We start from the raw sequence: 23,675 nt of genomic DNA on the forward strand, positions 1-23,675 counted from the left end.
ATTACACCCAGGAAGATTGTTAAAATACGTGCGAGTTCCATACTATACCGTTAAAAACTAACAATTTTAATAGTATGAATTATAATCTGAATCGAATACCCGATAAAAACGAGAAGAAGCTTCCGTTTCTGAAATCGCTAAAGAAACTGGTGGCGATTATTAGTGGCGAACGGCGTAACCTGATCGTCGCTTTTACAGCAATTGCGATAAATGCCGCACTAAACCTGGCTGGCGCATACATAATCGGACATACCGTTGACCATTATGTGCAAAACAAAAATTACCACGGGATTTTACTTTTTGCCGGTATATTGCTAACGATGTACGTGGTGGCATTTTTTGTGAATTACGCTCAAATGATTATGATGGGCGGCATTGGGCAACGCATGTTGTACAGCCTTCGTAATTCGGTTTTTCATAAGCTGCAGGAATTGCCGCTCGACTTCTTTAACCAAAACAAATCGGGCGACCTGATATCGCGCATCAACAACGACACGCAAAAGGTAAACGAGTTCTTTTCGCAATCGCTGATGCGTTTTATTGGCGGCATAATTACCATGACCGGTGCCGGAATTCTGCTTCTGGTAATCAATCTGCCACTGGGATTGGCAGCACTCTCGCCTGCCCTGTTTCTTTTGGTTTTCACAAGAATTATTTCGCCGTGGATACGCCGGAAAAACGAGGCCAGTTTAAAAAGTCTGGGCGACCTTTCTGCCGAAATTCAGGAAAGCCTGGCGAATTTTAAAGTGGTGGTGGCTTTTAACCGCCGCGACTATTTCAGAAAACGTTTTACCGCCGCGAACGAGGAAAATTATAAACACTCGGTTTATGCCGGAATTGCCAACAACATCCTTAACCCGGTTTATACTTTTGCCGCCAACCTTGGGCAACTAATTGTTTTGGCGCTGGGTATCTACCTCATTATTCAGGGTAATTTTAGCGTTGGTTTGCTGATTAGTTTTATTGCCTATGTAATGAACTTTTATAATCCTTTGCGGCAACTGGCCATACTTTGGGCCAACTTTCAACAAGCTTTGGCTGCGTGGGATCGCATTTCCTATCTGCTTTCGTTGGATAATAACCTGGAAGTTGCAAAGGAAACGGAAGTACAAAAAAACGCTTCGCTGGTAAACTTTAACGACGTTTCGTTTTGCTACCCAAACGGCAAAGAGGTGCTGCACAAAGTTAGCTTCGATTTGGAGCGTGGCAAAACTTACGCTTTTATCGGGCCAACCGGAGGTGGTAAAACAACTACTGCATCGTTGATTGCTCGTTTGTACGACGCTACAAAAGGCACGATCCTGCTGGATGGCAAAGACATAAAATCCTATGATCCTGCTGAAAGAACTGCAAAAATCGGGGTGATTCTTCAAGACCCCATTTTGTTCTCGGGCACGGTACGCGAAAGTATTTTATACGGAAACGAAAACATGTCGGCTTTAAGCAACGATGAGCTGCAACAATCGCTTGAAGAAGCCGGACTGGGAAGTTTGCTGCAACGTTTCGACAGTGGTTTGGAAACGCCTATACAAATGACAGGCGACGGAATAAGCCTGGGGCAAAAACAGCTGATCGCTTTTATGCGCGCCATTTTACGAAAACCGGAATTGCTCATCCTCGACGAGGCCACGGCAAATATCGATACCGTTACCGAGCAACAACTTGAAAAAATCATCAACAATCTGCCGGCATCAACATCAAAAGTTATTATTGCACACCGGCTAAACACCATTGAAAGTGCCGATGAAATTTTCTTTGTAAACTCGGGAGAAATAACTGCGGCCGGCTCGCTGGACAAAGCACTTGATTTGCTGATGCGGGGAGGAATGGAAAGTTAATATTTCTGCCAGGTAGTAATTGATTTTCAATTGCATTTTCTCATCTCCGCGAGGAATCGTATTTTTCGGAAAATTTTATTGATGAGAATTTCATTTCTGTTCCTGTTTTTGCTTTTTACGCTGGGAGGAGCCGCACAAGGCAGCAGTGTAAAAATTGCTTTGCTGAAATACAATGGAGGCGGCGACTGGTATTCCGATCCTACTGCCCTGCCCAACCTCATTGAGTTTTGCAACGAAAACCTGCACACCAATATAAATCCGGAACCATCGACCATTGAAATTGGCAGCCCCGAGTTGTTTAATTTCCCTTTTGTACATTTAACCGGGCACGGTAACATTATTTTATCGGAAAGCGACGCAATGAATTTGCGTGTTTACCTCGAAGGCGGTGGTTTTTTACATATAGACGATAATTACGGGCTGGATGAATACATCCGTCGCGAAATGAAAAAGGTTTTCCCCGATCAGGAGTTTGTGGAATTGCCTCCTTCGCACGAGATTTTTCATCAGAAATACGATTTTAACGAAGGTATTCCGAAAATACACGAGCACGATAATAAAACGCCACAGGCATTTGGGTTATTTGTAAACGACAGGCTGGTTTGTTTGTACACATACGAAACCGATTTGGGCGACGGCTGGGAAGATATCGACGTACATAACGATCCGGAAGACCTGCGGCAAAAAGCACTGAGAATGGGAGCCAATATTATCGCCTACGTATTCGGACAATAAACAATTTATCAGTTTTTCAATTTAGCAATTCAACAATTATCAATCAAATTCATGAAAGTAGTAGCCATTAACGGAAGCCCGCGACGCAACGGAAATACATCGCTATTAATAGAAGAAACATTTAAGATCTTTCAGGCAGAAGGAATAGAAACTGAAGTTGTTCAGCTGGGAAATAAACCGGTACACGGTTGTACGGCATGCGGAAAATGCCGCGAAATTCAGGACCGGAAATGCCACATAAAAAACGATCTGCTGAATCTTTGCATCGAAAAAATGATTGAAGCCGACGGCATTATTCTGGGTACGCCGGTTTATTTTGCCGATGTAAGCACCGAAATAAAAGCCCTGATGGATGTGGCCGGTTATGTTACACGTGGCAACGGCCACCTGTTAAAACGAAAAGTTGGTGCCGGAGTAATTTCGGTGCGCCGTGGCGGTGCTTTACCCACTTTCGATACCATAAACCGCTTTTTCCTGATCAACCAGATGATCGTACCCGGCTCCAGCTACTGGAACTTCGCTTTTGGCAAAAACAAAGGAGATGTTCTGCAAGACGAAGAAGGTATAAATACCATCCGAACGCTGGCGGAAAATATGAGCTGGCTGATGAAGAAGATTAAGGAAGACTGAATTAGATTGAGTTAGATTGATATGAGATTGAAGACAGATTGATATGTCAAATTGCTAAACTGCCATCTGTAACTGTGAGCCTGCGACAATTACTATTACCAAGCATTCTTAATCAATAATCCTTCCTCCCTTTTACCTTTTGCCTTTCTACTTTTTCCTTTTGCCTTTTGCCTTTTGCCTTAGCGATTACTCTTGTTTTTTAGCTTCTTCCCAAATCTCGTCCATTTCGGCAAGACTCATATCGTGCAGGCTTTTTCCCTGCATCAGGGTTTTGCTTTCGAGGTAATTAAAGCGCTTCATAAATTTTATGTTGGTACGCTCCAATGCCGCTTCCGGATCGATGTCGTACAAACGGGCGGCGTTAACAACTGCAAACAGTAAGTCGCCAAATTCGGCTTCCATTTTATCGTGGTCGGCTTTGTTGATCTCAACGCTCAGCTCGTCAACCTCTTCCTTCACTTTATCCCAAACCTGCTCTTTGTATTCCCAGTCGAAACCAACGCCCCGCACTTTTTCCTGTATTCGGTTAGCTTTTACCAGCGCAGGCATGGCAGCCGGAACACCTTCCAGAACGCGTTTATTACCCCCTTTTTCCTTCAGTTTTAAGGCTTCCCAGTTTTCGGCAACTTTATCGGCTGAGCCATCAACATCAACATCGCCAAAAATATGCGGATGACGGTAAATCAACTTTTCATTTATTCCTTCCAGCACATCGCCAATATCAAAAGCCCCTTTTTCGTCACCTATTTTGGCATAAAAAACAATGTGCAGCAGTATGTCGCCCAGTTCCTTTTTTATCTCCTGCAAATCGTTTTTCAAAATGGCATCGCCCAATTCGTAGGTTTCTTCAATGGTAAGTTTGCGTAACGACTCCAGCGTTTGTTTTTTATCCCACGGACATTTCTCGCGCAACTCGTCCATGATATCCAGCAAGCGTTTAAACTCTTCAATTTTTCGTTCCATTCTTTCGCGTTTCAAATTCCTCCGAAGTTAATTATTCAATTCTTTAACAAGAGAAAACTGATTTTAAAGTTTTACAGAGTTATTAAAGAAATAATTTTACCTTGTTAACCTAATTATTAAAATTCAGATTTATGATTTTAGGCGTATCAGAGTGGCTAAGCGGCAAATTGGGCTGGAATGTAACAACAATCAGAATTGCATTTGTAGTTGGTGTATTTATTTTTGGTGTAGGACTGGGATTGTACTTTATTCTTTGGCTCGTGAAAATGTTCTCGAAATAAAAAATATGAAAATATCTCCATCAGTCAGAAATTGACTATCAAAGCCTTTCCACATTCGATTGTGGTAATTTATTTTCGTAAATTTGCCCTACTTAAATTTTTAAGAAGATACATTGGATAAACAAATTTTACTGGAAGGAATTGATCTCCTTGAGTTTTTTGGAGTAAACAATTCGAAAATTGAACTGATAAAAAGGCTTTTCCCAAAAATTAAGATCACTGCACGGGGCCACGCCTTGTTCGTTCAGGGAGAACCAAAGGAAATAAAAGCGTTCGAGAAAAAATTCGCCCTCATCCTCGATCATTATTATCAGTACAATATGCTCTCGGAAGAAATTATTCATGAGCTATTGGATTCGGGGGTGTCATCGTTAGAAGAAAACAGCAACGGCGAACCCGATATTATTGTTTTTGGTAACAGCGGAAAACCCGTTCGTGCCCGCACACCCAACCAACGCCGTTTGGTGGAGGCCAGTGCAAAAAACGATTTGATTTTTGCCATTGGACCGGCCGGAACGGGAAAAACCTACACTGCCATTGCTCTGGCTGTTAAAGCATTAAAAAATAAAGAAATTCGCAAGATCATTCTAAGTCGCCCGGCAGTTGAAGCCGGCGAAAACCTGGGTTTTCTTCCCGGCGATTTAAAGGATAAGATCGATCCGTATTTACAGCCACTTTACGATGCGTTGCAGGATATGATCCCGCCGAAAAAGCTGGAGGAATTTCTGAAAGACGGCGTAATACAAATTGCCCCACTGGCTTTTATGCGCGGACGAACGTTAAGCAACGCCTACGTTATTCTCGACGAGGCGCAAAACACCACCGTTAACCAGCTGAAAATGTTTTTAACCCGAATGGGACTCAACGCCAAATTTATTATTACCGGCGATGTTACGCAGATCGACCTTCCGCGAAAAAGTCATTCGGGATTGATACAGGCCCTGAAAATTTTGAAGGGAATTAAAAATATTGGGAACATTTATTTCGATAAAAAAGACATTGTTCGCCACCGTTTGGTGCGCGATATTGTAGAAGCGTACGATAAACATGACGAGGAGAAAATTGAGATAAAAACGGAAGCAAAGGAAAAAAACAATCAGTAGATCAGATATTGAAGGATAAAGGTTAAAGGGAAAAGGAAAAAGGAAAAAGGAGAAATACTGAAGATCCAGTATCAAGTATCCAGTATCCAGTATCAGGCTAAACAAAAACCAGCTAAATTTGTACTAAAAGCTGAATAGCATTTTACACCTGCAATAAGTAAACTACAACAATAAATATTCAACAAAAATGGGTAACGCACTTACAAAAACAAGTTTCAATTTTCCGGGGCAAAAAAGCCACTACAAAGGTAAAGTTCGCGACGTTTACAACATCAACGACGATTTTTTGGTAATGGTGGTTTCCGATCGTATTTCAGCTTTCGATGTGGTACTGCCAAAAGGAATTCCTTTTAAAGGCCAGGTACTCAACCAGATTGCAGAAAAGTTCCTGGACGCTACTGCCGATATTGTTCCGAACTGGAAAATAGCAACACCCGATCCGAACGTAACAGTAGGTCATTTTTGCGAAACTTTCCCGGTAGAAATGATCGTGCGTGGTTATTTAACCGGAAGCTCGTGGAGATTGTACAAAAATGGCGGTCGCGATATTTGCGGCGTTCCGCTTCCTGAAGGATTGAAAGAACACCAGGCTTTTCCTGAGCCGCTGTTAACACCAACTACAAAAGCGGAGCAAGGCGCTCACGACGAAAACATTTCGCGCGAAGAGATCATCAAACAAGGACTGGTTTCGGAAGAAGATTACAAAGAACTGGAACGTATTTCACTGGCTCTTTTTAAACGCGGTAGCGAAATTGCCAAAGAAATGGGACTGATTTTGGTAGATACCAAATACGAATTCGGTAAAAAAGACGGACAGATTTACCTGATCGACGAAATTCACACACCCGATTCATCGCGCTACTTTTACGCCGATGGTTACCAGGAACGTTTTGATAAAGGCGAAAACCAAAAGCAGCTTTCGAAAGAATTTGTTCGCGAATGGTTAATGGAAAACAATTTCCAGGGCCGCGACGGCGATGTAATGCCCGAAATTCCGGAGTCGTTTGTTAACGAAGTTTCGGAAAGATACATTGAATTGTACGAAAACATCACCGGCGATAAATTCTTAAAATCAGACACTTCGAAAATTGAAGAGCGAATTGAATCGGCCGTTAATGATTTTTTGAAGCAACAAGCTTAAAAGAATAACAATCATAAACTGAAGACACCTGCTTAATTTCGAGCAGGTGTTTTTGTTTACAGTCCATATGGTTACATTAGTGCCAAATTGTAAAAAATAGCAACATGAAAAAACTGACAATATTTATTATACTGGCCTTATTCGCAATAACTACTTTTGCACAAGACGAGTTCACCCTGGTAAAAGAAGGCGACACTGCCCCCGACTTTTCCATAACATTGGAAGATGGTTCGGTAAAAAAACTCTCGGATATGAAAGGGAAAGTAGTGTGGATTAACTTTTTTGCCACCTGGTGCCCTCCATGCCGAAAAGAACTGCCGCATCTTGAAAAGGAAGTTTATCTAAAACTAAAGCAAAACGATAATTTTGAAGTGCTGGTTATTGGCCGCGAACACGATTGGGCAACAGTAAATAAATTTAAAACCGACAATAATTACACACTTCCCTTCTACCCTGATGCCGATCGTGAGATATTTTCGAAATACGCCAAACAAAACATACCGCGTAATTTTATAATCGATAAGGACGGAAAAATTGCAGTCGCTTCCATTGGTTTTAAGGAAGACGATTTCAACAAGATCATTGAGAAGGTGCATGAACTGTTGAAATAGAATTTCACTAAAATAAATTAAGGAGCTGTTTGTATTTTACAAGCAGCTTTTTTTGTTTCTACGAAAATGGAATCAACTAACACGCACGGTTTCCATAATTACCTTTTAGGAATTTAAGCTCTTTTTTGCTCTTTTTACCAAATTGTGTATTTTTGCCGCGCATTTTAAACGTAGGTAACATGTTTTTATACAACCGGGTAAATAAAGAAGAACTAAAAAAAAGGCTGGCAGAAGAAACTTTTCAGCGTAAAACCATATCATTTTATCGCTATCACATTCTTGATAATCCGCAAGAATTCAGAGACGAGCTTTTTCGCGATTGGTTTCCGTTGGACTGCTTTGGCCGGATTTATGTAGCCCACGAAGGCATTAACGCGCAAATGAGTGTCCCCGAACACCACTGGGACGCTTTTGTGGAGACCTTGAAAAACTATAAAATTCTGCAGGACATTCCGATTAAATATGCCATTGAAGACGATGGAAAATCGTTTTACAAATTAACCATTAAAGTACGTCCCAAACTGGTTGCCGATGGTTTGAACGACGATGCCTACGATGTTACCAATGTGGGAAAACACTTATCGGGTGTTGAATTTCATAATTACATTGGGCAGGAAGACACCGTTGTTGTTGACATGCGAAACTACTACGAAAGCGAGATTGGCCATTTTGAAGGTGCCATTTGCCCCGAGGCGGATACGTTTCGTGAAGAACTGGAAATTGTTACCGATCTGCTGGAAGACAAAAAAGATAAAAAAGTGCTGCTGTACTGTACCGGCGGGATTCGCTGCGAAAAAGCAAGTGCTTACCTGAAACACCAGGGATTTAGTGATGTGAACCAGCTACATGGCGGGATTCTGGAATACGCTCGCCAGATAAAAACGGCGCAGCTCGATTCAAAATTCATCGGTAAAAACTTTGTTTTCGACGAACGTTTGGGCGAAAGTGTAAATGGCGAAATCATTTCGAAATGCCATCAGTGCGGCAAACCTTGCGATTCGCACACCAACTGTGCTAATCACGGCTGCCACATTTTGTTTATTCAGTGCCCCGAATGTGCCGAAAAATACCACGGTTGCTGTACACCCGAATGTGCCGATGAGAAAATGCAGGGCACCGGCCGCCCATCCGATTTACGTATTGGTTTTGGCAACAGCCGCAAATTCAGAAAAAGCCTTTCGTTAATACAAGCAGAACAAAACAAGTTAAAGGTTTAATAAAAATTATTTTAGTCGTCATACTGAACTCCTGACTGTCAAGCAGGTATTTCAGGATCTTAATCTATCGCAAGTCAGATTCCGAACTAAATTCGGAATGACGTTAAGGCATTTATTTACATTTTCTATTTTTGCGGCATGAGTAATTTTTGGCAAGAGTTTAATGGCCCCGCTTTTTCGCTGGCTCCAATGGAAGACGTTACCGATACGGTTTTTCGTGAAATTGTTATGGGAATGACAGCACCTGGGAAACTGCACATGGTTTTTACCGAGTTCACTTCTGTTGAAGGCATGAATCATCCGGTGGGCAGAGAACGTGTTTCGGAACGTTTAATCGTTAATGATTCGGAACGGGCTTTGCTCAAAAAACTCAACATTAAAATTGTGGCACAAATCTGGGGGCGAAATCCGGAAATTTACCACAACATTGCCAAACACATTACCGAGAATTACGATTTCGACGGCATCGACATTAACATGGGCTGCCCGGTAAAAAAGGTGTTTAAAATTGGTGCCTGCAGTGCATTGATCGGCGAACCCGAGCGCGCTAAAGAAATTATTCTGGCCACAAAAGAAGCCACTCACCTACCCGTTAGTGTAAAAACCCGCACCGGAATAAAAGAGCACATCACCGAAAACTGGATTGCCAATTTGCTGGAAGTTGATCCGGCAGCCATTATTTTGCATGGCCGTACGCAACGAATGCAATCGGATGGCGATGCCAGCTGGGAAGAAATTGCCAAAGCTGTTCAACTAAAAAACAGCTTAAAACCGCATATTCCGGTTCATGGAAACGGCGATGTCATGTCGTACCAACAAGGACTTGACCGCGTAAACCAAACCGGTGTAAATGGCGTAATGATCGGCCGTGGAATCTTCCACAATCCCTGGTTTTTCAGTCCTGAAAAAGAAGAAATTTCGATGGAAGACCGGATTGCCAAATTGCTGGAACACACGCGACTTTTTGAACAAACCTGGAGCCCACACAAGAATTTCAATATCCTGAAACGCTTCTATAAAATCTACCTGAATTCGTTTCCGGGGGCAGCAAAAATGCGTGCCGATGTGATGGAAATGAAAGGCTATGACGAGGTATATTCTTATTTCAAATAACACCTCAATCTGATAAACCAGATAATTTTCATCCAAAAATATTCGCCCGGGTAAGGGAGTTTCGCTGATGAGTTGTCATAATTTAGAAAACCAAAATTCAATAATTATGACCAATCAATCCAACCGTCGGCAGTTTATCCGAAACAGTTCAGTAACGGGCTGTGCCATTTTACTTTCGGGCAAACTTTCTGCCTTTACTTTTCCACAGGATGAACTTCCCAACCCGAAAAAACTGAATTACTGTGGCTACACCTGCCCTGCCGATTGCCAATTTCTGGAAGCTTCAGAGAAAAATGATGTGGAACTAAAGAAAAAAGTTTATGCCGAGTGGCAAATAGAGGAACAGTATGGAATAGCATTCGATGCCGAAAAGATTTTTTGTTTCGGCTGTAAAAATTCCGATAAGCCGGCCGGTGTTCTTCTTTCCAATTGTACGGTTCGGGCGTGTGCCATCGATAAACAGTACGATTCGTGTATTCAGTGCAAGCAGCTAATAGATTGTGATAAAAATCTTTGGAAAAGATTTCCTGATTTTCATAAATCAGTTATTGCAATGCAGGAAAAGTATTTAGCGGGATAAGCCTAAAATTTCGTCATAAAACTGTAATTATTTGGCACTTACTTCTACTTTTATTTCTAAAAAACCGAAATAACTGTTATGAAGAATTTGTACCTGCTTTTCATCGGCCTAATTGCTTTTTCATGTGGTTCGAACAAAACCGAAATTTACCAGTGGCGCGGCGAAGACCGAAAAGGGATTTTTAACGAGTCAAACCTTTTAAAAGAATGGCCGGAAGAAGGACCTGCCGAACTGTGGTATGTCGAAGGAATTGGAGATGGTTTTGGCACGCCAACAATAACCGACAATGAAATTTTTATAACAGGAGCGATCGACAGCACTGCCACGCTGTTCTGCATCTATTTAAACGGGCAGAAAAAATGGGAAGTTTCGCTCGGCAAAGAATGGGTAAGCAGTTATCCTGGATCGCGCTCGCAACCGACTGTTGTCGGCGATTTGATTTATGTAGGATCGGGAATGGGAAATTTGTTTTGCCTGAAACGCTCGAACGGAGAGCTGGTTTGGGAAAAACGATTTGTGGAAGATTTTAATGGTATTTACCCACGTTTCGGGCACTCGGAAGCGCCTGTAATTGATGGCGACAAAGTTTTCTGGACACCCGGAGGAAAAGAGTATAATGTGGTTGGGTTAAACCGTTTTTCAGGAGAATTACTGTGGAGTAATGCCGGACATAGCGAACGATCGGCGTATAATCCCGGAACACTGATCAAACTACCAACACGCCACATCTTCGTTACTTTCTCTGCTTATAATATGATGGGTTTTGATGCTGAGACAGGTGAATTGTTGTGGACACATGCACAGGATAATGTTCCGATCGATAAACGTCAGCCGGGCATGGGCGATACACATAGCAACTGTGTTATTTACGACTCAGGTTACATTTACTACGCCGCCGGAGATGGAAATTGCGGTGTAAAACTTCAACTCTCGGAAGATGGAACGGCCATTCAAGAAGTGTGGCGCAATACAGGTTTCGACAGTTATATGGGCGGCATTGTAAAAATTGACGACCATTTGTACGGAAGTGCAACATCTAAAAAGTTTTTCAGAAGCATTGATGCAATAAGTGGCGAACTAAGCGACTCGCTGAAATTGGGTTGGGGCGCTGTAATTGCAGCCGACGATATGTTGTATTATTACGGCCAAAACGGAACATTATCGTTGGTAGCTTTCGATAATGCCGGAAAAATGAAGCCAGTCAGCGATTTTAAAATCTCTCGCGGTACAAAAGAGCATTTTTCGCACCCGATAATTAAAAACGGGATTTTATACCAGCGCCACGGGGAGGTGCTAATGGCTTTCGATATAAAGGAAAAGGCTTAAAGCTCTACATATTTCAGGAACTCTTCGCGAACACTTTTGTCTTTGAATTTACCGGAATACTCGGCAGTAACGGTACTGCTGCTTTCATCCTGAATTCCGCGCGACGATACACACATGTGTTTGGCATCGATCACAACGGCCACATCATCGGTTTTAAGTATTGATTTTAGCTCGTTGGCAATTTGCACAGTTAAACGTTCCTGTACCTGCGGACGACGTGCAAAATAATCAACAATACGGTTAATTTTGCTCAAGCCGATCACTTCGCCCGACGAAATGTAAGCCACGTGTGCTTTTCCTACTATCGGTAGAAAATGATGCTCGCAAGTGGAATTCATGTTGATGTTCTTTTCCACCAACATTTCGCCGTATTTAAATTTATTGTCAAAAACAGATACTTTAGGTTTATTGGCAGGATTGAGTCCACTAAATATCTCCTTCACGAACATTTTGGCAACACGATGTGGCGTTCCACTTAAACTATCATCGTTTAAATCGAGCCCCATGGTTTCCATTATATCGCGGAACTTGTCTTCAATAATTTCCATTTTTTGTTCATCGCTTAGCTCGAAAGCGTCATCGCGCATTGGAGTATCAATTGAGGTTGCAATATGATTATCGCCTATGGTCTCATGCTTATTATGTCCGTTTGTTTTACCATTCTTACCAGTTCCGGTATTGGTAAATATTATTTCTTCCCTGTAACTCATAATTTTTGTTTCTAGTTTCTAGTTTCTACGAGTTAATAAACAGACCAAAAACTATTTTGTTTAAACTATAAAAACAAAATATTAAACAAATTGCTCCATTTTCATAAGCCATCTATCAACTTTCCAGAACCACTCAATGAAACTATCTGGTTTTTAACCACATAAAAAGATGCTCGAAAAGTTAAAGTTTAAACGGCTCAATCCCCTACCGTCATTCGTTTACACGATAAAACAGGAATTCGATTTTTTTTGGCATTTTTTTTCATTTTTCTTTGCCAATGTAAAAACAATTTCTACTTTTGCACACGCTTTAACAAAGCAACGACGTTCTTTTTAAAAACTGATTAAGTTTTAAATACCAACGCTGAGAGGCGAGGGAGATTTAGCACTTTAATCATCTTTTGGAGAGATGGGTGAGTGGCTGAAACCACCGGTTTGCTAAACCGGCGTACGGGTAATACTGTACCGGGGGTTCGAATCCCCCTCTCTCCGCATAAATAAATTCGGGATGTAGCGCAGTCCGGTTAGCGCACCTGCTTTGGGAGCAGGGGGTCCCAGGTTCGAATCCTGGTATCCCGACCAAGTGATTAAAAGGGAGTTAGACAAGATCTAGCTCCCTTTATTTTTTATACCGGTTGAAACATAGTTGAAACAATTTATCAAAAAAGTAATATCAGTCTACAACCTTTACCTCTCTCCTACCTCATAGTAAAATCTACTTCGATCTGGATATTAACGCTGATTCAGACCTATGGATTTTGAAATACAAAAAGATTCTTTCAGTTCAACACCATTTCAATAAACTCATCATTCAAATCATCCTTCAGGCAGTAGTTAAATACAGTATGATTCTCTATTAATTTCTCCGTTACCCAGTAGTTTTCAAATTTTTGTAGTAACTCAAAGGACCACCATAATCCCCAATAACCTGAAAGTCTTTCCCAATCTACAGATTCAAAATCTTCCTCAATAAGTTTTGTTGGTATGGGAAAACGCTCAAAGGTATTGTCGTCATAATTTATTTCGCAGTCAAATTTATTGAAAAGCAAGGTTAGTTTGTCTTCCGCATTATTAGGTATTTTGTAATGTCCAAAGTGAATTTGTTTCCAGATCTCTTTGCTTTTGACAATTTCATTATTCTGTATAGCTTCATGATATTCCGGGTTCCAGCTAATTAAATTGATATTTCTAACAATGTAGTGATCATTACTATCCATGTAACCAACTATCCTTGGCTCAACAACATGCGCATTTTCTATTCTCGTTTGGAAATAATCTGACGATTCTTTATCCCACGTTATAAATTGATTGATTGCAACTCTGCTCCAATCCAGAATATCTTCGTATTGCAGCAATTGGAATTTGGTTAATGGGTATAATTCTGATATGAATGGGATGAACCAGTTGAGGTGGCTTTTCCAAAATTCATAATTGTTTACACTTCTCATGATTTTCTAAATCCTTTAATAATCCAGATTACGACCAAAACAATCAACCAGTATACTATAAAGGTAATAGGAATCAATATAAATCCAACTCATCAAAATCTTCAATGGATGGAATAATAATTATTGATGCTAATATGCTTAAAGCCAAATGAAAATGTTGATATCCTTTCCCAATTCTCTTTTATAGTACCCCATAAACTCAATGAATAATTTTATTTATTATAGATTCTGGATATTCTAACTCTAGAACTTGCGGACTAGTTTCCTTATTAAGCTGCATAAATTTCCAATTAATTCCGTTATCATTACTTATTGCAATAATTTCATCTCCCATGGATACTTCATCAAAACCATTTCTTGTAATAATACTTACTACAATCGTAAAAACTTTATCATCATTATAATTTATTCTTCTAGTAATCTCACCTATCTCAAACTCAAAAGTCATATCCTTTTCTTCATTTAACTTTTTTAACTGTTTAATCGGAGCACACAACATCTCTTTTACTAATTCAGGACTATATTCCTCTGGAAACTCTTTTTTCAAGTAATCAAACATCCCAGTATACATATATGATATCGCAGTATCCGCTTGTCCATCAATAAATGCGGTCATGAATTCGGTTAATTGCTTAACCAAATTTTCTTCAATAATTGAATCCTTCAATGTTGTTGTTGGAGTATTAATTTTGAATGGTTCAGATGTTATTTTCTTATTCTCGTAAGTACATGACGATATGAGAATAATTATTAAGATTAAAATTGAATATTTCATGGTTTGATTATTTATTAACTACGTCCAAATAATGCTGCAAACAATCCAAATACAATAAGATGTCCAATTTTTGACAATATTCCCCAAGCAAAAAGAAATCCAAAAAATCCCCAGAAATTATCTGGTTCAATCCAGTTCCATGTTAAGACTCCAGCACCAATGCTTATTGCAATTGTCAATAGCCACATAAACAATGTTACAGATCCAGTGTTAAAATCATCACTCATAATAATAAGGTTTAGTTCATTCAGTTCCTAAATGATGTTTATATTTTTTTAGCGTGGAACTGTAGCTCAATTTGAAGGTTCAAGCTAACGCTTTTGGTTTTTATTAATCTTTTATGCATCGAATACTTAATGAAGTACCACTTACACCTACTAATCTTCTTTCAAAATCAGGCCTATAGCTTGAAAGTGTCCTTGCAAATACACCAGTCCGAACTACTATGCCTTCTGATTGGCCCTGCGTAGAACTCCAAAATTCTGTACTTGTTCCAACTCCTAAAAAATCATGGTTATTATCTGGTATGTAGTGCCCTGCAGGAAGGGCTGTAAAACCAAATTCATCTATCCCATTGGATTCAATATCAGAATAACCGGATGGCAACTCCCAACCATTATTAGATTTCAAATGCTTTCCTACTTCTTTCCAATCATCAGCAGTTCCTGACTCGTCATATGCACTTTCATATTTATAATAATCTTCGTTCTGCGAACTAATATATTCTGCAAGTTGCTCCCATTCATTGTCGGATGGGACATGCCAGCCTTCTGGACAGGCTTCAAGGGTGGCCATGTAATTGTATAGCACACCATATTTTTCAAAGTTGTCAGTTGCTTTTGCTTCTTCGACGCTTGCTCCAAAATAATCGTAAACGAAATAGGCAGCAGTCAGTGGCTGATCTTCACGGGTAAAATATGTAAATGGCAGATATTTCAGGTTTTCAGCCATCCAAATCTGTTCACCAATCTTTACCCATTTATATTCGTGACCATCCCTTTCATCTATGAAAGTTCCTGAGTCACCGGAAAAGACGTCCTGTTCTTCAGGATTAGTACTATCATCCGAACATCCTAACAAAAGAATACTGGAAATTAAGAATAGAATTATTTTTTTCATCGTAGTTAATTTTATATTTCTGAAAAAGAGATGTGTGTTATTATTTTGAGATTGTTTTGTCGGATTATTAAAATTCAAGGTTTACGTTTTTATTTACAGTTGTCATATATGATAACCACTTATCAAATATAAAAATAAAAATTAGTTGTCAGAAATGATAACTAATGAATATCAGTCAGCTTCAACAAAAAATTGGTAACAGAATCAGAGAATTGCGTGAATCCAAAGGGGTTTCACAGCAGAATCTGGCTGCTATCTGTAATTTTGAGAAAGCTAATCTTTCCAGGTTAGAAGCTGGCAGAACCAATCCCACAATTTCCACCCTGTATAAAATAAGTGAAGCATTGGAGGTATCATTATCAGATTTGGTTAATGTTTAATCAAGGGGGAAGTCCATTCAATTTAATATCCTGTAGCTCGTTAAAAATTATTTCTGACCACTTTGCCAGTTTTTCATCCATGTCATGATATGAGGTGTCTTCTACTGCCTTTTCTATTAGCTCAAAATATCGTTGATACAGTCTGTCAGCAGTGATATTAAAGCCAGCAAGCTTTAAAACTACTTCACTTATGTTTAAAGTGTAATTCGTACAATCAAATCCTAGTTTCTCAAGAGCGAGTATTAGCACCTGATTACGAATTTGCTCACCAATCAGGTGAATTATTAATTGTTTCGTGTTCATGATTAATGATTTAAGTTTTGATAAATAGTTTTCTCTGTAACTACTGTTATATAAATCAGTTATCATAGTAGTAGGTATTTGGAGTGTTCAAATTTCACAATGCTTTAGGAGCAAAAAAAACAGCCTATATCTGAAAGACACAGGCTGTAAGGCTTAAACTTTTTTGTAATGTTTTATGGTAGTACCTCGATTTTTAACTGAGTATTCTAATGAATAATCAGCGATACACGTATGTTAAATAGACGGTTTCATTATCAGAATCGGAAAGAACTTGAATAGTAGTGTTTGTGGCATAACCATCTTCATCATAAACAGATTCATATTGAACTTCGGTTTCAATTTGATTATCCATGGAATTTCTGAATATCATACCTCTAACATTGTTAAAAGGCAATAAACGATACGCTTTTACAATTGTTGGAGATGATGAATTAAAATTTAAGTCAACGTTATTCAGAACATCAATAATCCCACCTGCTTCTAAAGTATAAAAGAATGGATTTGGTTTTTGATCGTAACTAATTTCACCAACTAGGATTTCTGGATCATTGTAATAGTCTCCATCATCATATACTTCGATTTTTATTGGATTACCTTTATCATCGTATTCTAAAACGTCTCCTTCTTCAAATGCATCATAAGGTGCTTCATAAAGTTCACTCATTTCAAATGGCTCATCTGATCCTGATATACTTGTTAGATTACCATCTGAATCGTAATTAAAGAAACGGGTATTTTCGCCGTCTGTAACACTTGTCAAACGATTGTCTCCATCATACCCAAACTGATAAGTGTAGTCGTCTTCATAAGGATCTGCATAATCAATCCGAATTTGTTTTAAAAGTTTCTCCGATACATTATCATTTGCATCTTCAAACCCTTCTTCCAAGCTTTCTCCTCCACATGAAAAGAGAGTAACGGTTAAAAGTAAATAGAAAAAATTTTTCATTGAATTTTAGTTTTAAGGTCAACACGAATATTGTGTTGAGGTTAATAATTGATTTTTAAATTTATGAAATTAAAACTAAATATTGAACCATCATCCAAGAAATATTTGAACAATGGTTCAACGTTTTTAAATCAGCTTACAAACCAATGATGCCGATTAAGTCCAATAGCTTCATTTAATCCACCGACAAACTGTTGACAACCTACATTTCTGTCAAGAAATGAATCAATGTAGCTCATTTTATTAGCCCCTGTAAACAGGTTAAATAACTTCCACAGGTTGATATTCCCTATGTCGTTTCGGCAAAAAGACTCATCGGAATAGTAGTCCTTAACTACCAAATTCACCTGACTGTCCATTAATGGAAACTGAGGAATATCTTTCCGTTGTTTATACGGCATATTCTGAAACATCCTTGCCCGTCCGATAATCTGTGCAAATTGCTGCTCGGTAATCATCGTCTGTGGCAATGACGAAAACTTCTCAATCTCTTTGTAGACGTTGAAATTCCCCATCAGGTTAAATGCAGCATTGGCCAGTTCCGCAACTGTTCTGACTTTTACATCCGATTTAAATCCATCGGTACTGATACAAAGGTTAGTACATACCTTGTTCTGAAATCCGATAAAAAGTTTAAACCTTTCCTCAGATTTTTTGGAATACAGGTTTTCAAGGTTGTAAGCACGTACACCTCCTATGGTTAAATTTAAGCCATTTTCAGCTACTCTATCATTGATGGAGGGTATTTCAATGGCAAAAGCTATGCGCTCAAAATAGAGGGTTTTTTCATGTTCCAGAAGCTCTTTGGCAGGTTTCCCTACAGCTGTTGGAACCCTACCTTTTATGGGGTGTGAAACCCTCACCGCAGGTTTTAAAATCTGTTCACCACCAAATATTTTTTCAGTAACTATTGATACTGTTTCAATAAATTCCTGATGGCTGATGGTGCTTTCGTTGTCTTTTGCAAATACCGGAATTGTATGCTTCTTTTGCAGATCATCCAGTTTTACAGGCTGCGTATTGGCCGCCATAAAATGAATATCTGACGTTTCCTGAATCGGTTGGATATCTTCAACCTCCACAGGCTTACTGTTTACCCGTACCAGGGTTATGTTGTTGTTTTCCATTACTGCTAATAGGATTTAGATTAATAATATTTGTTGATAATTGCTCTTTTCGGGCAATGGCAAGAGGTTCAAGCCTTTTTTTATACTCTGGATAGGTTCGTAAAATGGTTCGGAGTTCATCTATTGTATTCGCAGAGGAAATCTCTTCTTTTATTTCAGTAACGCTTTTTCCCGAATTACACCAATCCAAAATCTTACGACCATGGTTTCGTGTTATTACTTCCTCCGACTGATCCATAAAAAGTCCGGTTCTATCTTTTGACGCTTTTGCCTGGTGTTTTATATCCAGGTCGAACACAACTGTGAATTCGTAGTCCATACCATCACGAGTAATACCTTTTAATCCTACTTTCTCAGGAACCATTTTGCCATTCTTTTCAGTCAGGGTATAATCTGTTTTGGTTCTGATGGTAGAAATGATGTGGCAGTTGGATTGCAGAATTTTCTGTACAAAAGCATTGTGACGAGGTGTAACCTTGTTCCAGTTGGTAAAGCTGTTACCAGCCATTTTCCCATGTAGATCCAGAATGCCACCACTGCCTTCCCACTCATGGCTGACACTATCAATAATTACAACTTCCATCCCTGCTTCTTCACAGGCTTCAATGGCTTTGATATAGCGTTCAGGCGTGAACGGCTGAGAGAGCTGGAGAACATTATAATCTCCAAGGTGTGCATACAAATCAGCTGAATGATTCTCTGTATCAATTACAGCAATTTTTGACCAATCAGTGATCCCTGATGCCAGCAGTAATGCCGACATAGTTTTGCCAGACCCACTTGGGCCTTGCAAGGCAAGCTTAATTTTAGCCTGTTTGCGCTGGGCTTGTCTTAATTCCATACTTTTAATTATTTGATTATTAAAATGCAAAAAGGGCGAATCAAAGTTGATTGCCCTCTCTTTCCATTTTTTCAGTGGATTTTAATTTAAACTACACTCCAGGGAAAAATCCGTCTCAGAAAATGTGAACAAAAAATACAGCATAAATACCTGTTGATTAGTGTAGTATTGCAATTTCTTCAAACAAAAAAGGAGACAAATTCAGCCTCCTTTTCTGTGGTTAAACCAGTTCCGGTTCTTCCTGGTGCTGCTCATGATGAACTACATCATCAACAGTTTCGCCATCTTTCACATAAACCCAACGATGGCTTAACTCCATAATTTCACCTGTTTCTTCGTTGGTGAATTCATACGGATCACATTCCATTTTCTGAACTGTGCCTTCCAACTCCTGACCGATCAGACTTTCAGCGGTCTTTTCATCGAATGTTGAAGGAATAGATGCCTTTTTTGCTGTGGCGTAATACATGCCTGTCTCTTTGGATTTAACAAGCTCAATACCACCTTGAACGACCAAAGCCAGAAAGGGTTCTCCTTCGGCATTCATTCTTGTTTTGAAATCTACAATGGTTACCATACTAATAATTTTTAAGATGAATAATTAATGGTTGCCCCAGTGGTTCTATTACAAAAGACCTGGCGGGCTACCGACCATTAGGAAAGGTGGAGGGAGCCTTTATATAGGATAGAATCAGCACACACCTGCTCATAAAATAATTCGCGTTGGAATTCAACCTGAAATAAATGAGGGGGGGGTAGCACCAGTTTTTAAAGTTTTTTGTTTTGAAAAACGAATTGGCTGTATATTTTAAAATAATTGAAATTTGAAGGACATGTAGTTGCTTAGATTAATGAGGGGGTACCACCAATTCTGTGGAGATTTACTTTTTAAAACAATCGGGTGCGATATATTTTGGGAAATTTGGAGGAATCAATAGTACCACTGCCAGATTTACGTGCCTGAGGCGCAAATACATTGCAATAGATTTATTCCGCTAAAGTATATTATACATAAATACAGGGCACTACTATCGCTGAATTTCAATAATTTTATTCAAAACAGGGTTTTATTGCTGAGGAAAATTTGTGAATACCTTGAACCCGTGGCTTAGAAAATTGGGTAAAGTTTATTTATTATATAATGGTGAGATTTTTGAAGTTAGTGGAGGATTGCTGATATGAACTGGTATTGTTTACGGTAGGATTTAGCACCAAAATATAATTTACATAATTGGCAAATAACATATGTAAAAATCTATATATGTTCGAAAATTTTTGATTTAGAAGAAAACTTCTGTACTCCTTTACTGACAATGCTTTTAGAAGGTTTTTACACATTTATATTAGGACACATAAGGGAAAGTACCTGGGGAGAGGTAGATGATATGACAGATAAAACTATCAGAATAAACTAAGCTCTAGTTTCGGCTCAATTCCTTCAAGCATGAAACATTCCTGCATAACTTGTTTAGCCTCTTTCAGTTTTGATGCTTTAACAACAATACTGTCGTGAATGGTGCTGACAAATTCCTGTGTCGTTGAATTTCTTTGTATAAATTCCGGAACTACCTTACCAATTACGAATCTGCTCTCAGCTTTCTGTAACAGGATTGCGAATTGTTTGTAATCGGGATTTTTAATCTGGTTAATAAACCCAAGTATGTTAGGGAATTTTTCGCTGAATATGTTTAAATACTTTTTATCAATATTTCTGCTCTCTCCGTAAAAAATGTATTTGTACGTCATTTCCTTTACCTCTTTTCTTTTATCCGCAGTTAAATTCAGTTTTTCCATAAACATTTCATAAAACCTTCCTTCTTCAACCAATTGCCTGTATTCCTGCTTTTCTGTATCAGGTATTTCAGGATTATCTTTTATTACCAGGTAAAGAAATAACGGCTGTGAATTTCTTATATCTACCTGACCAAGCTTTTCTCCCTGTACTGACAGAAACCTTCTGAAATCACTTTTAAGATTCGTTAAATTGGTGTGTATGCGATTGGATTTGTCTATTTGAAATTTATGGTTTAAATCTCTGTAATTGCATATTGAATAAAAATTCGCATTATAAGAATCTGGCTCTGTAAAATAGAACGCATTATTATATGTGGAGGCAGTCGAGTAATCCATTTTTATCCATGTATTCGAGATGTGGAGGTAATTGTAGGATTCGGGCATCTTCTTTAATTGTTGTAATGATTTGTTTTTAAACTGTGTAAGCTTCATATTAATTTTATCGTCTTTTATTATAATGGTCTTGTTTGGTATGTCATAAGGAGGTAATAATTTAAATCCCTTACTTTTAAAACCAGCCTGATATTCACCGTCTGTAGCAATAATTCCCCACGATAAGAGATTTGATACTATTTCAGAATATTTGTATTTGCTAATAATTGAAACCATTGTTTTGTAATGAATATTAGCGTATTCAGTATCCTTGAATTTTTTATGGCTGTTTTTAAGGTAACCAATGACGTGACAGAAATAAAGATAATGATAGGTAAAGTCATGTTTTTTTCGGGATTTTTTCAGTTTAAACTTGATTAATTTTATCAGATCAGAATTTACAGTAATCGTATTTACTGTATTTATTTCAACTTCGGCAGTTGTGTTTGGTGTATTGAAACCTGAATGAATTGTGCTGTTGGAAGAATATTCATTTCTAGTCATGATTACTCCTCCTGTAATTATCTATATATACACTATTCAAAAGTTCGATTCTCATCAATATAAATACCATCATAAATGAATTTTTATGACCCGATTTGACCAGTGTTTACTGGCTAGGAGGCATTAGATATGGTGTAAATGATATTGTTAAATTGATGAGTTGTATGTGCTAATTTGATTATATTATTGTGCCACCTTTTTCAGGTCGATTTATTTATACAAAGGTACGAAAACAAAAAACAGCCTCCAAATTACTATACTGACAGTCAATAGTTTATATAATTTTCTTATATATATTATATAATGTAATTCTATAATAAGAGGCAACAAAAAATCCAATTTGATTCAAGAATCAGAATTGGAATATACAAATTATAATAGATGAGTCCTCTGTGCCCAAGAAAAACCCGCCAACATCCCTTTATTTATGCATGTTTGGACGTTTGGATTTATGGTTTCTATAAAACTTTATAATTGAAAATATTAAACGAATTCAAAAGGGATACAGAAGTACAAGAGAAGAAGTTTAAAAAGTTGTTTTCTGCAATTCCTGCGTCCATACGCCCAATCTCTTTTCTGGCAAGGTTTTGAGATGGGTTTTAGTTGGACACTAAGGATTTGTATTAATCGACACTATCTGTACTATCGAATATTTGAAATTTGAACTTAAAGGCTTCATAACTTTCCAGCATCTTAACAAATTCCTCAATGGTTATTCTTTTCCCATCAATTTCAAATACAGTGTTAAATTCACTATCGGATAATTTATCTGTGCTGTCAATCGTTCCACGTAAAGTATTTTCTGATATTTGCCATTCTCCGTAATCTTTTATCAGATGCACCTGATTGATTGCTTTTTTAATTTTGGCTTTCAGCAACATTTCTACCTTCTCCACATCTTCATCAAAATTTGAAAGTACATGAAATTTTCGGGGTAAATTTTCTAAATCCTCTTCTTTTACTTCAATGGCTTCTGATAATAAACCTGATGGAACTGCAAATGAGGCTATTTTAAAATGGTATTCTTTCGACTTTTTATCGTTAATGAAAAAGTCATAACCATCGTCTAAAGTGCTATGTATTTTGCTTTCATTCATTTTATGGCAAGTGATTTTTTAATCGTTTCATTTAAATCTGAATATCCAACAGGTTTAACCATTTTTCGAACAGGATTTAAACCTATTTTTGATTGTTCTATTCCATACTTATTTATTGTGGATGTTGGCACTACATAGAATTCCCACTGTTCCAGTTTTAACGGGTCAATAGTAGATTTTTCCTTATGTTTAAGTAAGCAGAATACATATATATCAGCATGTCGTTTGCAAATAGCCGTTCTTTTGCCAGTAACTAAATCACGAGCTTTCCCTGGTTTAATATTAAAACTAATTGAAGAAAATTTATTTTGTTCCCAGCTTTGAATAAAAGCTGCTGATTTAACTTCAATTTTAATTCCTTCCTGGGTTTTCAAATCGTAGTCGTCCCATTCAGCTCTTACATTATTTTTGGGCATTCCAATGGCTGTTCCTACAATAAATTCTGCAAGAATACCCCTTGTTGCATTACTCAGTAAATCAGAGGCACTCCACCTCCAGAAATCAATTAAATTATATTGAAGTAGATTATCATGGAGATTTAGTCTTTCATCCCCTGATTTAGGCTTAGTTTTTATTTCGTCTAATTTCATGTTTTTTCCAGCCGCCCCATTAATAAAGGTATCTGCAAAGTCATAGATTTTTGTGGTGAAACGTTCTATACCTATATAGTTATTTAATCGGCTTAGCAATGTGTGGCTTTGAAGCGCGGGCTTTAATT

The 23,675-nt window shown here is 38.3% G+C and carries 26 protein-coding genes and 2 tRNA genes; 14 read left to right on the forward strand and 14 right to left on the reverse strand.

Annotation, left to right across the window (positions count from 1 at the left end; genetic code table 11):
- Nucleotides 1–74: 74 nt before the first annotated feature.
- The 3 genes from BMW53_RS13105 to BMW53_RS13115 all read left to right on the forward strand — a co-directional run bounded on the left by BMW53_RS13105 (nucleotide 75) and on the right by BMW53_RS13115 (nucleotide 3,203).
- Nucleotides 75–1,838, forward strand: a complete 1,764-nt coding sequence (locus tag BMW53_RS13105; RefSeq protein ID WP_038560753.1) for an ABC transporter ATP-binding protein — start codon at nucleotides 75–77, stop codon at nucleotides 1,836–1,838.
- Nucleotides 1,839–1,919: 81 nt separating this feature from the next.
- Entirely contained in the window at nucleotides 1,920–2,573 is a 654-nt protein-coding gene (locus BMW53_RS13110; protein ID WP_038560750.1) for a DUF4159 domain-containing protein, read from the forward strand.
- 51 nt (nucleotides 2,574–2,624) lie between these two features.
- Complete coding sequence (locus tag BMW53_RS13115; RefSeq protein ID WP_038560748.1) at nucleotides 2,625–3,203, forward strand: flavodoxin family protein; 579 nt, start codon at nucleotides 2,625–2,627, stop codon at nucleotides 3,201–3,203.
- A 186-nt stretch (nucleotides 3,204–3,389) separates the two neighbouring features.
- On the opposite strand, the gene mazG is transcribed toward BMW53_RS13115, so the two are convergent.
- Nucleotides 3,390–4,166 carry a nucleoside triphosphate pyrophosphohydrolase gene (gene mazG / locus BMW53_RS13120; RefSeq protein ID WP_038560745.1) on the reverse strand — a complete coding sequence of 259 codons (777 nt, stop codon included), beginning with the start codon at nucleotides 4,164–4,166 and terminating at the stop codon, nucleotides 3,390–3,392.
- Between the two features lie 131 nt (nucleotides 4,167–4,297).
- Here mazG and BMW53_RS20780 point away from each other — a divergent pair, with 131 nt between their 5' ends.
- The 8 genes from BMW53_RS20780 to BMW53_RS13155 all read left to right on the forward strand — a co-directional run bounded on the left by BMW53_RS20780 (nucleotide 4,298) and on the right by BMW53_RS13155 (nucleotide 11,538).
- Nucleotides 4,298–4,447 (forward strand): PspC domain-containing protein, encoded by a 150-nt coding sequence (locus BMW53_RS20780; RefSeq protein WP_082063913.1) that lies wholly within the window; start codon nucleotides 4,298–4,300, stop codon nucleotides 4,445–4,447.
- 113 nt (nucleotides 4,448–4,560) lie between these two features.
- A complete protein-coding gene (locus BMW53_RS13125; protein ID WP_038560742.1) occupies nucleotides 4,561–5,550 on the forward strand; it encodes a PhoH family protein in 990 nt (329 codons plus the stop codon).
- 187 nt (nucleotides 5,551–5,737) lie between these two features.
- Nucleotides 5,738–6,691: a phosphoribosylaminoimidazolesuccinocarboxamide synthase gene (locus BMW53_RS13130; protein ID WP_038560739.1), complete on the forward strand. Its 954-nt coding sequence runs from the start codon at nucleotides 5,738–5,740 to the stop codon at nucleotides 6,689–6,691.
- Nucleotides 6,692–6,795: 104 nt separating this feature from the next.
- Complete coding sequence (locus BMW53_RS13135; RefSeq protein ID WP_038560736.1) at nucleotides 6,796–7,302, forward strand: TlpA family protein disulfide reductase; 507 nt, start codon at nucleotides 6,796–6,798, stop codon at nucleotides 7,300–7,302.
- A 179-nt stretch (nucleotides 7,303–7,481) separates the two neighbouring features.
- Nucleotides 7,482–8,519: an oxygen-dependent tRNA uridine(34) hydroxylase TrhO gene (gene trhO, locus BMW53_RS13140; protein WP_051567939.1), complete on the forward strand. Its 1,038-nt coding sequence runs from the start codon at nucleotides 7,482–7,484 to the stop codon at nucleotides 8,517–8,519.
- Between the two features lie 138 nt (nucleotides 8,520–8,657).
- Nucleotides 8,658–9,632: a tRNA dihydrouridine synthase gene (locus tag BMW53_RS13145; protein ID WP_038560730.1), complete on the forward strand. Its 975-nt coding sequence runs from the start codon at nucleotides 8,658–8,660 to the stop codon at nucleotides 9,630–9,632.
- 106 nt (nucleotides 9,633–9,738) lie between these two features.
- Nucleotides 9,739–10,212 (forward strand): DUF3795 domain-containing protein, encoded by a 474-nt coding sequence (locus BMW53_RS13150; RefSeq protein ID WP_038560727.1) that lies wholly within the window; start codon nucleotides 9,739–9,741, stop codon nucleotides 10,210–10,212.
- A gap of 78 nt (nucleotides 10,213–10,290) precedes the next feature.
- Nucleotides 10,291–11,538, forward strand: a complete 1,248-nt coding sequence (locus BMW53_RS13155; RefSeq protein WP_038560724.1) for a BamB-related PQQ repeat family beta-propellar protein — start codon at nucleotides 10,291–10,293, stop codon at nucleotides 11,536–11,538.
- On the opposite strand, the gene folE is transcribed toward BMW53_RS13155, so the two are convergent.
- Nucleotides 11,535–12,248, reverse strand: a complete 714-nt coding sequence (folE, locus tag BMW53_RS13160; protein WP_081804877.1) for a GTP cyclohydrolase I FolE — start codon at nucleotides 12,246–12,248, stop codon at nucleotides 11,535–11,537. The genes BMW53_RS13155 and folE overlap by 4 nt on opposite strands.
- Before the next feature lie 403 nt (nucleotides 12,249–12,651).
- On the opposite strand from folE, the gene BMW53_RS13165 reads away from it, so the two are divergent.
- Together BMW53_RS13165 and BMW53_RS13170 are read left to right on the forward strand one after the other, a co-directional pair.
- A tRNA-Ser gene (locus tag BMW53_RS13165) sits at nucleotides 12,652–12,740 on the forward strand.
- Between the two features lie 12 nt (nucleotides 12,741–12,752).
- Nucleotides 12,753–12,830, forward strand: a tRNA-Pro gene (locus BMW53_RS13170).
- A 197-nt stretch (nucleotides 12,831–13,027) separates the two neighbouring features.
- Here the strand turns inward: BMW53_RS13170 and BMW53_RS13175 are convergent.
- From BMW53_RS13175 to BMW53_RS13190, 4 genes are all read right to left on the reverse strand, one after another.
- On the reverse strand, nucleotides 13,028–13,696 hold the full coding sequence (locus BMW53_RS13175) for a hypothetical protein (RefSeq protein ID WP_038560712.1): 669 nt from the start codon (nucleotides 13,694–13,696) through the stop codon (nucleotides 13,028–13,030).
- Nucleotides 13,697–13,895: 199 nt separating this feature from the next.
- Nucleotides 13,896–14,471, reverse strand: a complete 576-nt coding sequence (locus BMW53_RS13180; RefSeq protein WP_038560710.1) for a hypothetical protein — start codon at nucleotides 14,469–14,471, stop codon at nucleotides 13,896–13,898.
- A gap of 14 nt (nucleotides 14,472–14,485) precedes the next feature.
- Nucleotides 14,486–14,698 (reverse strand): hypothetical protein, encoded by a 213-nt coding sequence (locus BMW53_RS13185; RefSeq protein WP_038560707.1) that lies wholly within the window; start codon nucleotides 14,696–14,698, stop codon nucleotides 14,486–14,488.
- A 103-nt stretch (nucleotides 14,699–14,801) separates the two neighbouring features.
- Nucleotides 14,802–15,590, reverse strand: a complete 789-nt coding sequence (locus BMW53_RS13190) for a fibrobacter succinogenes major paralogous domain-containing protein (RefSeq protein WP_074780757.1) — start codon at nucleotides 15,588–15,590, stop codon at nucleotides 14,802–14,804.
- A 164-nt stretch (nucleotides 15,591–15,754) separates the two neighbouring features.
- Here BMW53_RS13190 and BMW53_RS13195 point away from each other — a divergent pair, with 164 nt between their 5' ends.
- Complete coding sequence (locus BMW53_RS13195) at nucleotides 15,755–15,970, forward strand: type II toxin-antitoxin system RelB family anti-toxin (RefSeq protein WP_038560701.1); 216 nt, start codon at nucleotides 15,755–15,757, stop codon at nucleotides 15,968–15,970.
- On the opposite strand, the gene BMW53_RS13200 is transcribed toward BMW53_RS13195, so the two are convergent.
- From BMW53_RS13200 to BMW53_RS13235, 8 genes are all read right to left on the reverse strand, one after another.
- Nucleotides 15,971–16,273: a hypothetical protein gene (locus tag BMW53_RS13200; protein WP_139178154.1), complete on the reverse strand. Its 303-nt coding sequence runs from the start codon at nucleotides 16,271–16,273 to the stop codon at nucleotides 15,971–15,973.
- Between the two features lie 217 nt (nucleotides 16,274–16,490).
- Nucleotides 16,491–17,222 (reverse strand): RHS repeat protein, encoded by a 732-nt coding sequence (locus tag BMW53_RS13205; RefSeq protein WP_038560696.1) that lies wholly within the window; start codon nucleotides 17,220–17,222, stop codon nucleotides 16,491–16,493.
- Between the two features lie 131 nt (nucleotides 17,223–17,353).
- Entirely contained in the window at nucleotides 17,354–18,349 is a 996-nt protein-coding gene (locus BMW53_RS13210; RefSeq protein WP_038560693.1) for a DUF3871 family protein, read from the reverse strand.
- Complete coding sequence (locus BMW53_RS13215) at nucleotides 18,309–19,190, reverse strand: AAA family ATPase (RefSeq protein ID WP_038560690.1); 882 nt, start codon at nucleotides 19,188–19,190, stop codon at nucleotides 18,309–18,311. Before BMW53_RS13215 ends, BMW53_RS13210 begins: the two co-directional genes overlap by 41 nt.
- A gap of 220 nt (nucleotides 19,191–19,410) precedes the next feature.
- Nucleotides 19,411–19,767: a hypothetical protein gene (locus BMW53_RS13220; protein WP_038560686.1), complete on the reverse strand. Its 357-nt coding sequence runs from the start codon at nucleotides 19,765–19,767 to the stop codon at nucleotides 19,411–19,413.
- An 824-nt stretch (nucleotides 19,768–20,591) separates the two neighbouring features.
- Nucleotides 20,592–21,860, reverse strand: coding sequence for a hypothetical protein (locus BMW53_RS13225; RefSeq protein WP_074780761.1), 1,269 nt, complete (start codon nucleotides 21,858–21,860; stop codon nucleotides 20,592–20,594).
- A gap of 623 nt (nucleotides 21,861–22,483) precedes the next feature.
- Complete coding sequence (locus BMW53_RS13230; protein WP_038560677.1) at nucleotides 22,484–22,957, reverse strand: DUF7713 domain-containing protein; 474 nt, start codon at nucleotides 22,955–22,957, stop codon at nucleotides 22,484–22,486.
- The gene (locus BMW53_RS13235) at nucleotides 22,954–23,646 is read right to left on the reverse strand and encodes a hypothetical protein (RefSeq protein ID WP_217642947.1); all 693 of its coding nucleotides are present in this window, start codon (nucleotides 23,644–23,646) and stop codon (nucleotides 22,954–22,956) included. The genes BMW53_RS13230 and BMW53_RS13235 overlap by 4 nt, the downstream gene beginning before the upstream one ends.
- Between the last annotated feature and the right edge of the window lie 29 nt (nucleotides 23,647–23,675).

The sequence above is a fragment of the Draconibacterium orientale genome, from assembly GCF_900111425.1.
Classification (GTDB): Bacteria; Bacteroidota; Bacteroidia; order Bacteroidales; family Prolixibacteraceae; genus Draconibacterium; species Draconibacterium orientale.

Bases quoted from the DNA above. Each gene is read 5' to 3' on its own strand.
- BMW53_RS13210 (WP_038560693.1), bottom strand. From the start codon at position 18,349: ATGGAAAACAACAACATAACCCTGGTACGGGTAAACAGTAAGCCTGTG.
- folE (WP_081804877.1), bottom strand. From the start codon at position 12,248: ATGAGTTACAGGGAAGAAATAATATTTACCAATACCGGAACTGGTAAG.
- mazG (WP_038560745.1), bottom strand. From the start codon at position 4,166: ATGGAACGAAAAATTGAAGAGTTTAAACGCTTGCTGGATATCATGGAC.
- BMW53_RS13185 (WP_038560707.1), bottom strand. From the start codon at position 14,698: ATGAGTGATGATTTTAACACTGGATCTGTAACATTGTTTATGTGGCTA.
- BMW53_RS13155 (WP_038560724.1), top strand. From the start codon at position 10,291: ATGAAGAATTTGTACCTGCTTTTCATCGGCCTAATTGCTTTTTCATGT.
- BMW53_RS13135 (WP_038560736.1), top strand. From the start codon at position 6,796: ATGAAAAAACTGACAATATTTATTATACTGGCCTTATTCGCAATAACT.
- BMW53_RS13130 (WP_038560739.1), top strand. From the start codon at position 5,738: ATGGGTAACGCACTTACAAAAACAAGTTTCAATTTTCCGGGGCAAAAA.
- BMW53_RS13115 (WP_038560748.1), top strand. From the start codon at position 2,625: ATGAAAGTAGTAGCCATTAACGGAAGCCCGCGACGCAACGGAAATACA.
- BMW53_RS13230 (WP_038560677.1), bottom strand. From the start codon at position 22,957: ATGAATGAAAGCAAAATACATAGCACTTTAGACGATGGTTATGACTTT.
- BMW53_RS13205 (WP_038560696.1), bottom strand. From the start codon at position 17,222: ATGAAAAATTTTTTCTATTTACTTTTAACCGTTACTCTCTTTTCATGT.
- BMW53_RS13190 (WP_074780757.1), bottom strand. From the start codon at position 15,590: ATGAAAAAAATAATTCTATTCTTAATTTCCAGTATTCTTTTGTTAGGA.
- BMW53_RS13195 (WP_038560701.1), top strand. From the start codon at position 15,755: ATGAATATCAGTCAGCTTCAACAAAAAATTGGTAACAGAATCAGAGAA.
- BMW53_RS13200 (WP_139178154.1), bottom strand. From the start codon at position 16,273: ATGAACACGAAACAATTAATAATTCACCTGATTGGTGAGCAAATTCGT.
- BMW53_RS13220 (WP_038560686.1), bottom strand. From the start codon at position 19,767: ATGGTAACCATTGTAGATTTCAAAACAAGAATGAATGCCGAAGGAGAA.
- BMW53_RS13225 (WP_074780761.1), bottom strand. From the start codon at position 21,860: ATGACTAGAAATGAATATTCTTCCAACAGCACAATTCATTCAGGTTTC.
- BMW53_RS13175 (WP_038560712.1), bottom strand. From the start codon at position 13,696: ATGAGAAGTGTAAACAATTATGAATTTTGGAAAAGCCACCTCAACTGG.
- BMW53_RS13180 (WP_038560710.1), bottom strand. From the start codon at position 14,471: ATGAAATATTCAATTTTAATCTTAATAATTATTCTCATATCGTCATGT.
- BMW53_RS13145 (WP_038560730.1), top strand. From the start codon at position 8,658: ATGAGTAATTTTTGGCAAGAGTTTAATGGCCCCGCTTTTTCGCTGGCT.
- BMW53_RS13105 (WP_038560753.1), top strand. From the start codon at position 75: ATGAATTATAATCTGAATCGAATACCCGATAAAAACGAGAAGAAGCTT.
- BMW53_RS13110 (WP_038560750.1), top strand. From the start codon at position 1,920: ATGAGAATTTCATTTCTGTTCCTGTTTTTGCTTTTTACGCTGGGAGGA.
- BMW53_RS20780 (WP_082063913.1), top strand. From the start codon at position 4,298: ATGATTTTAGGCGTATCAGAGTGGCTAAGCGGCAAATTGGGCTGGAAT.
- BMW53_RS13150 (WP_038560727.1), top strand. From the start codon at position 9,739: ATGACCAATCAATCCAACCGTCGGCAGTTTATCCGAAACAGTTCAGTA.
- trhO (WP_051567939.1), top strand. From the start codon at position 7,482: ATGTTTTTATACAACCGGGTAAATAAAGAAGAACTAAAAAAAAGGCTG.
- BMW53_RS13215 (WP_038560690.1), bottom strand. From the start codon at position 19,190: ATGGAATTAAGACAAGCCCAGCGCAAACAGGCTAAAATTAAGCTTGCC.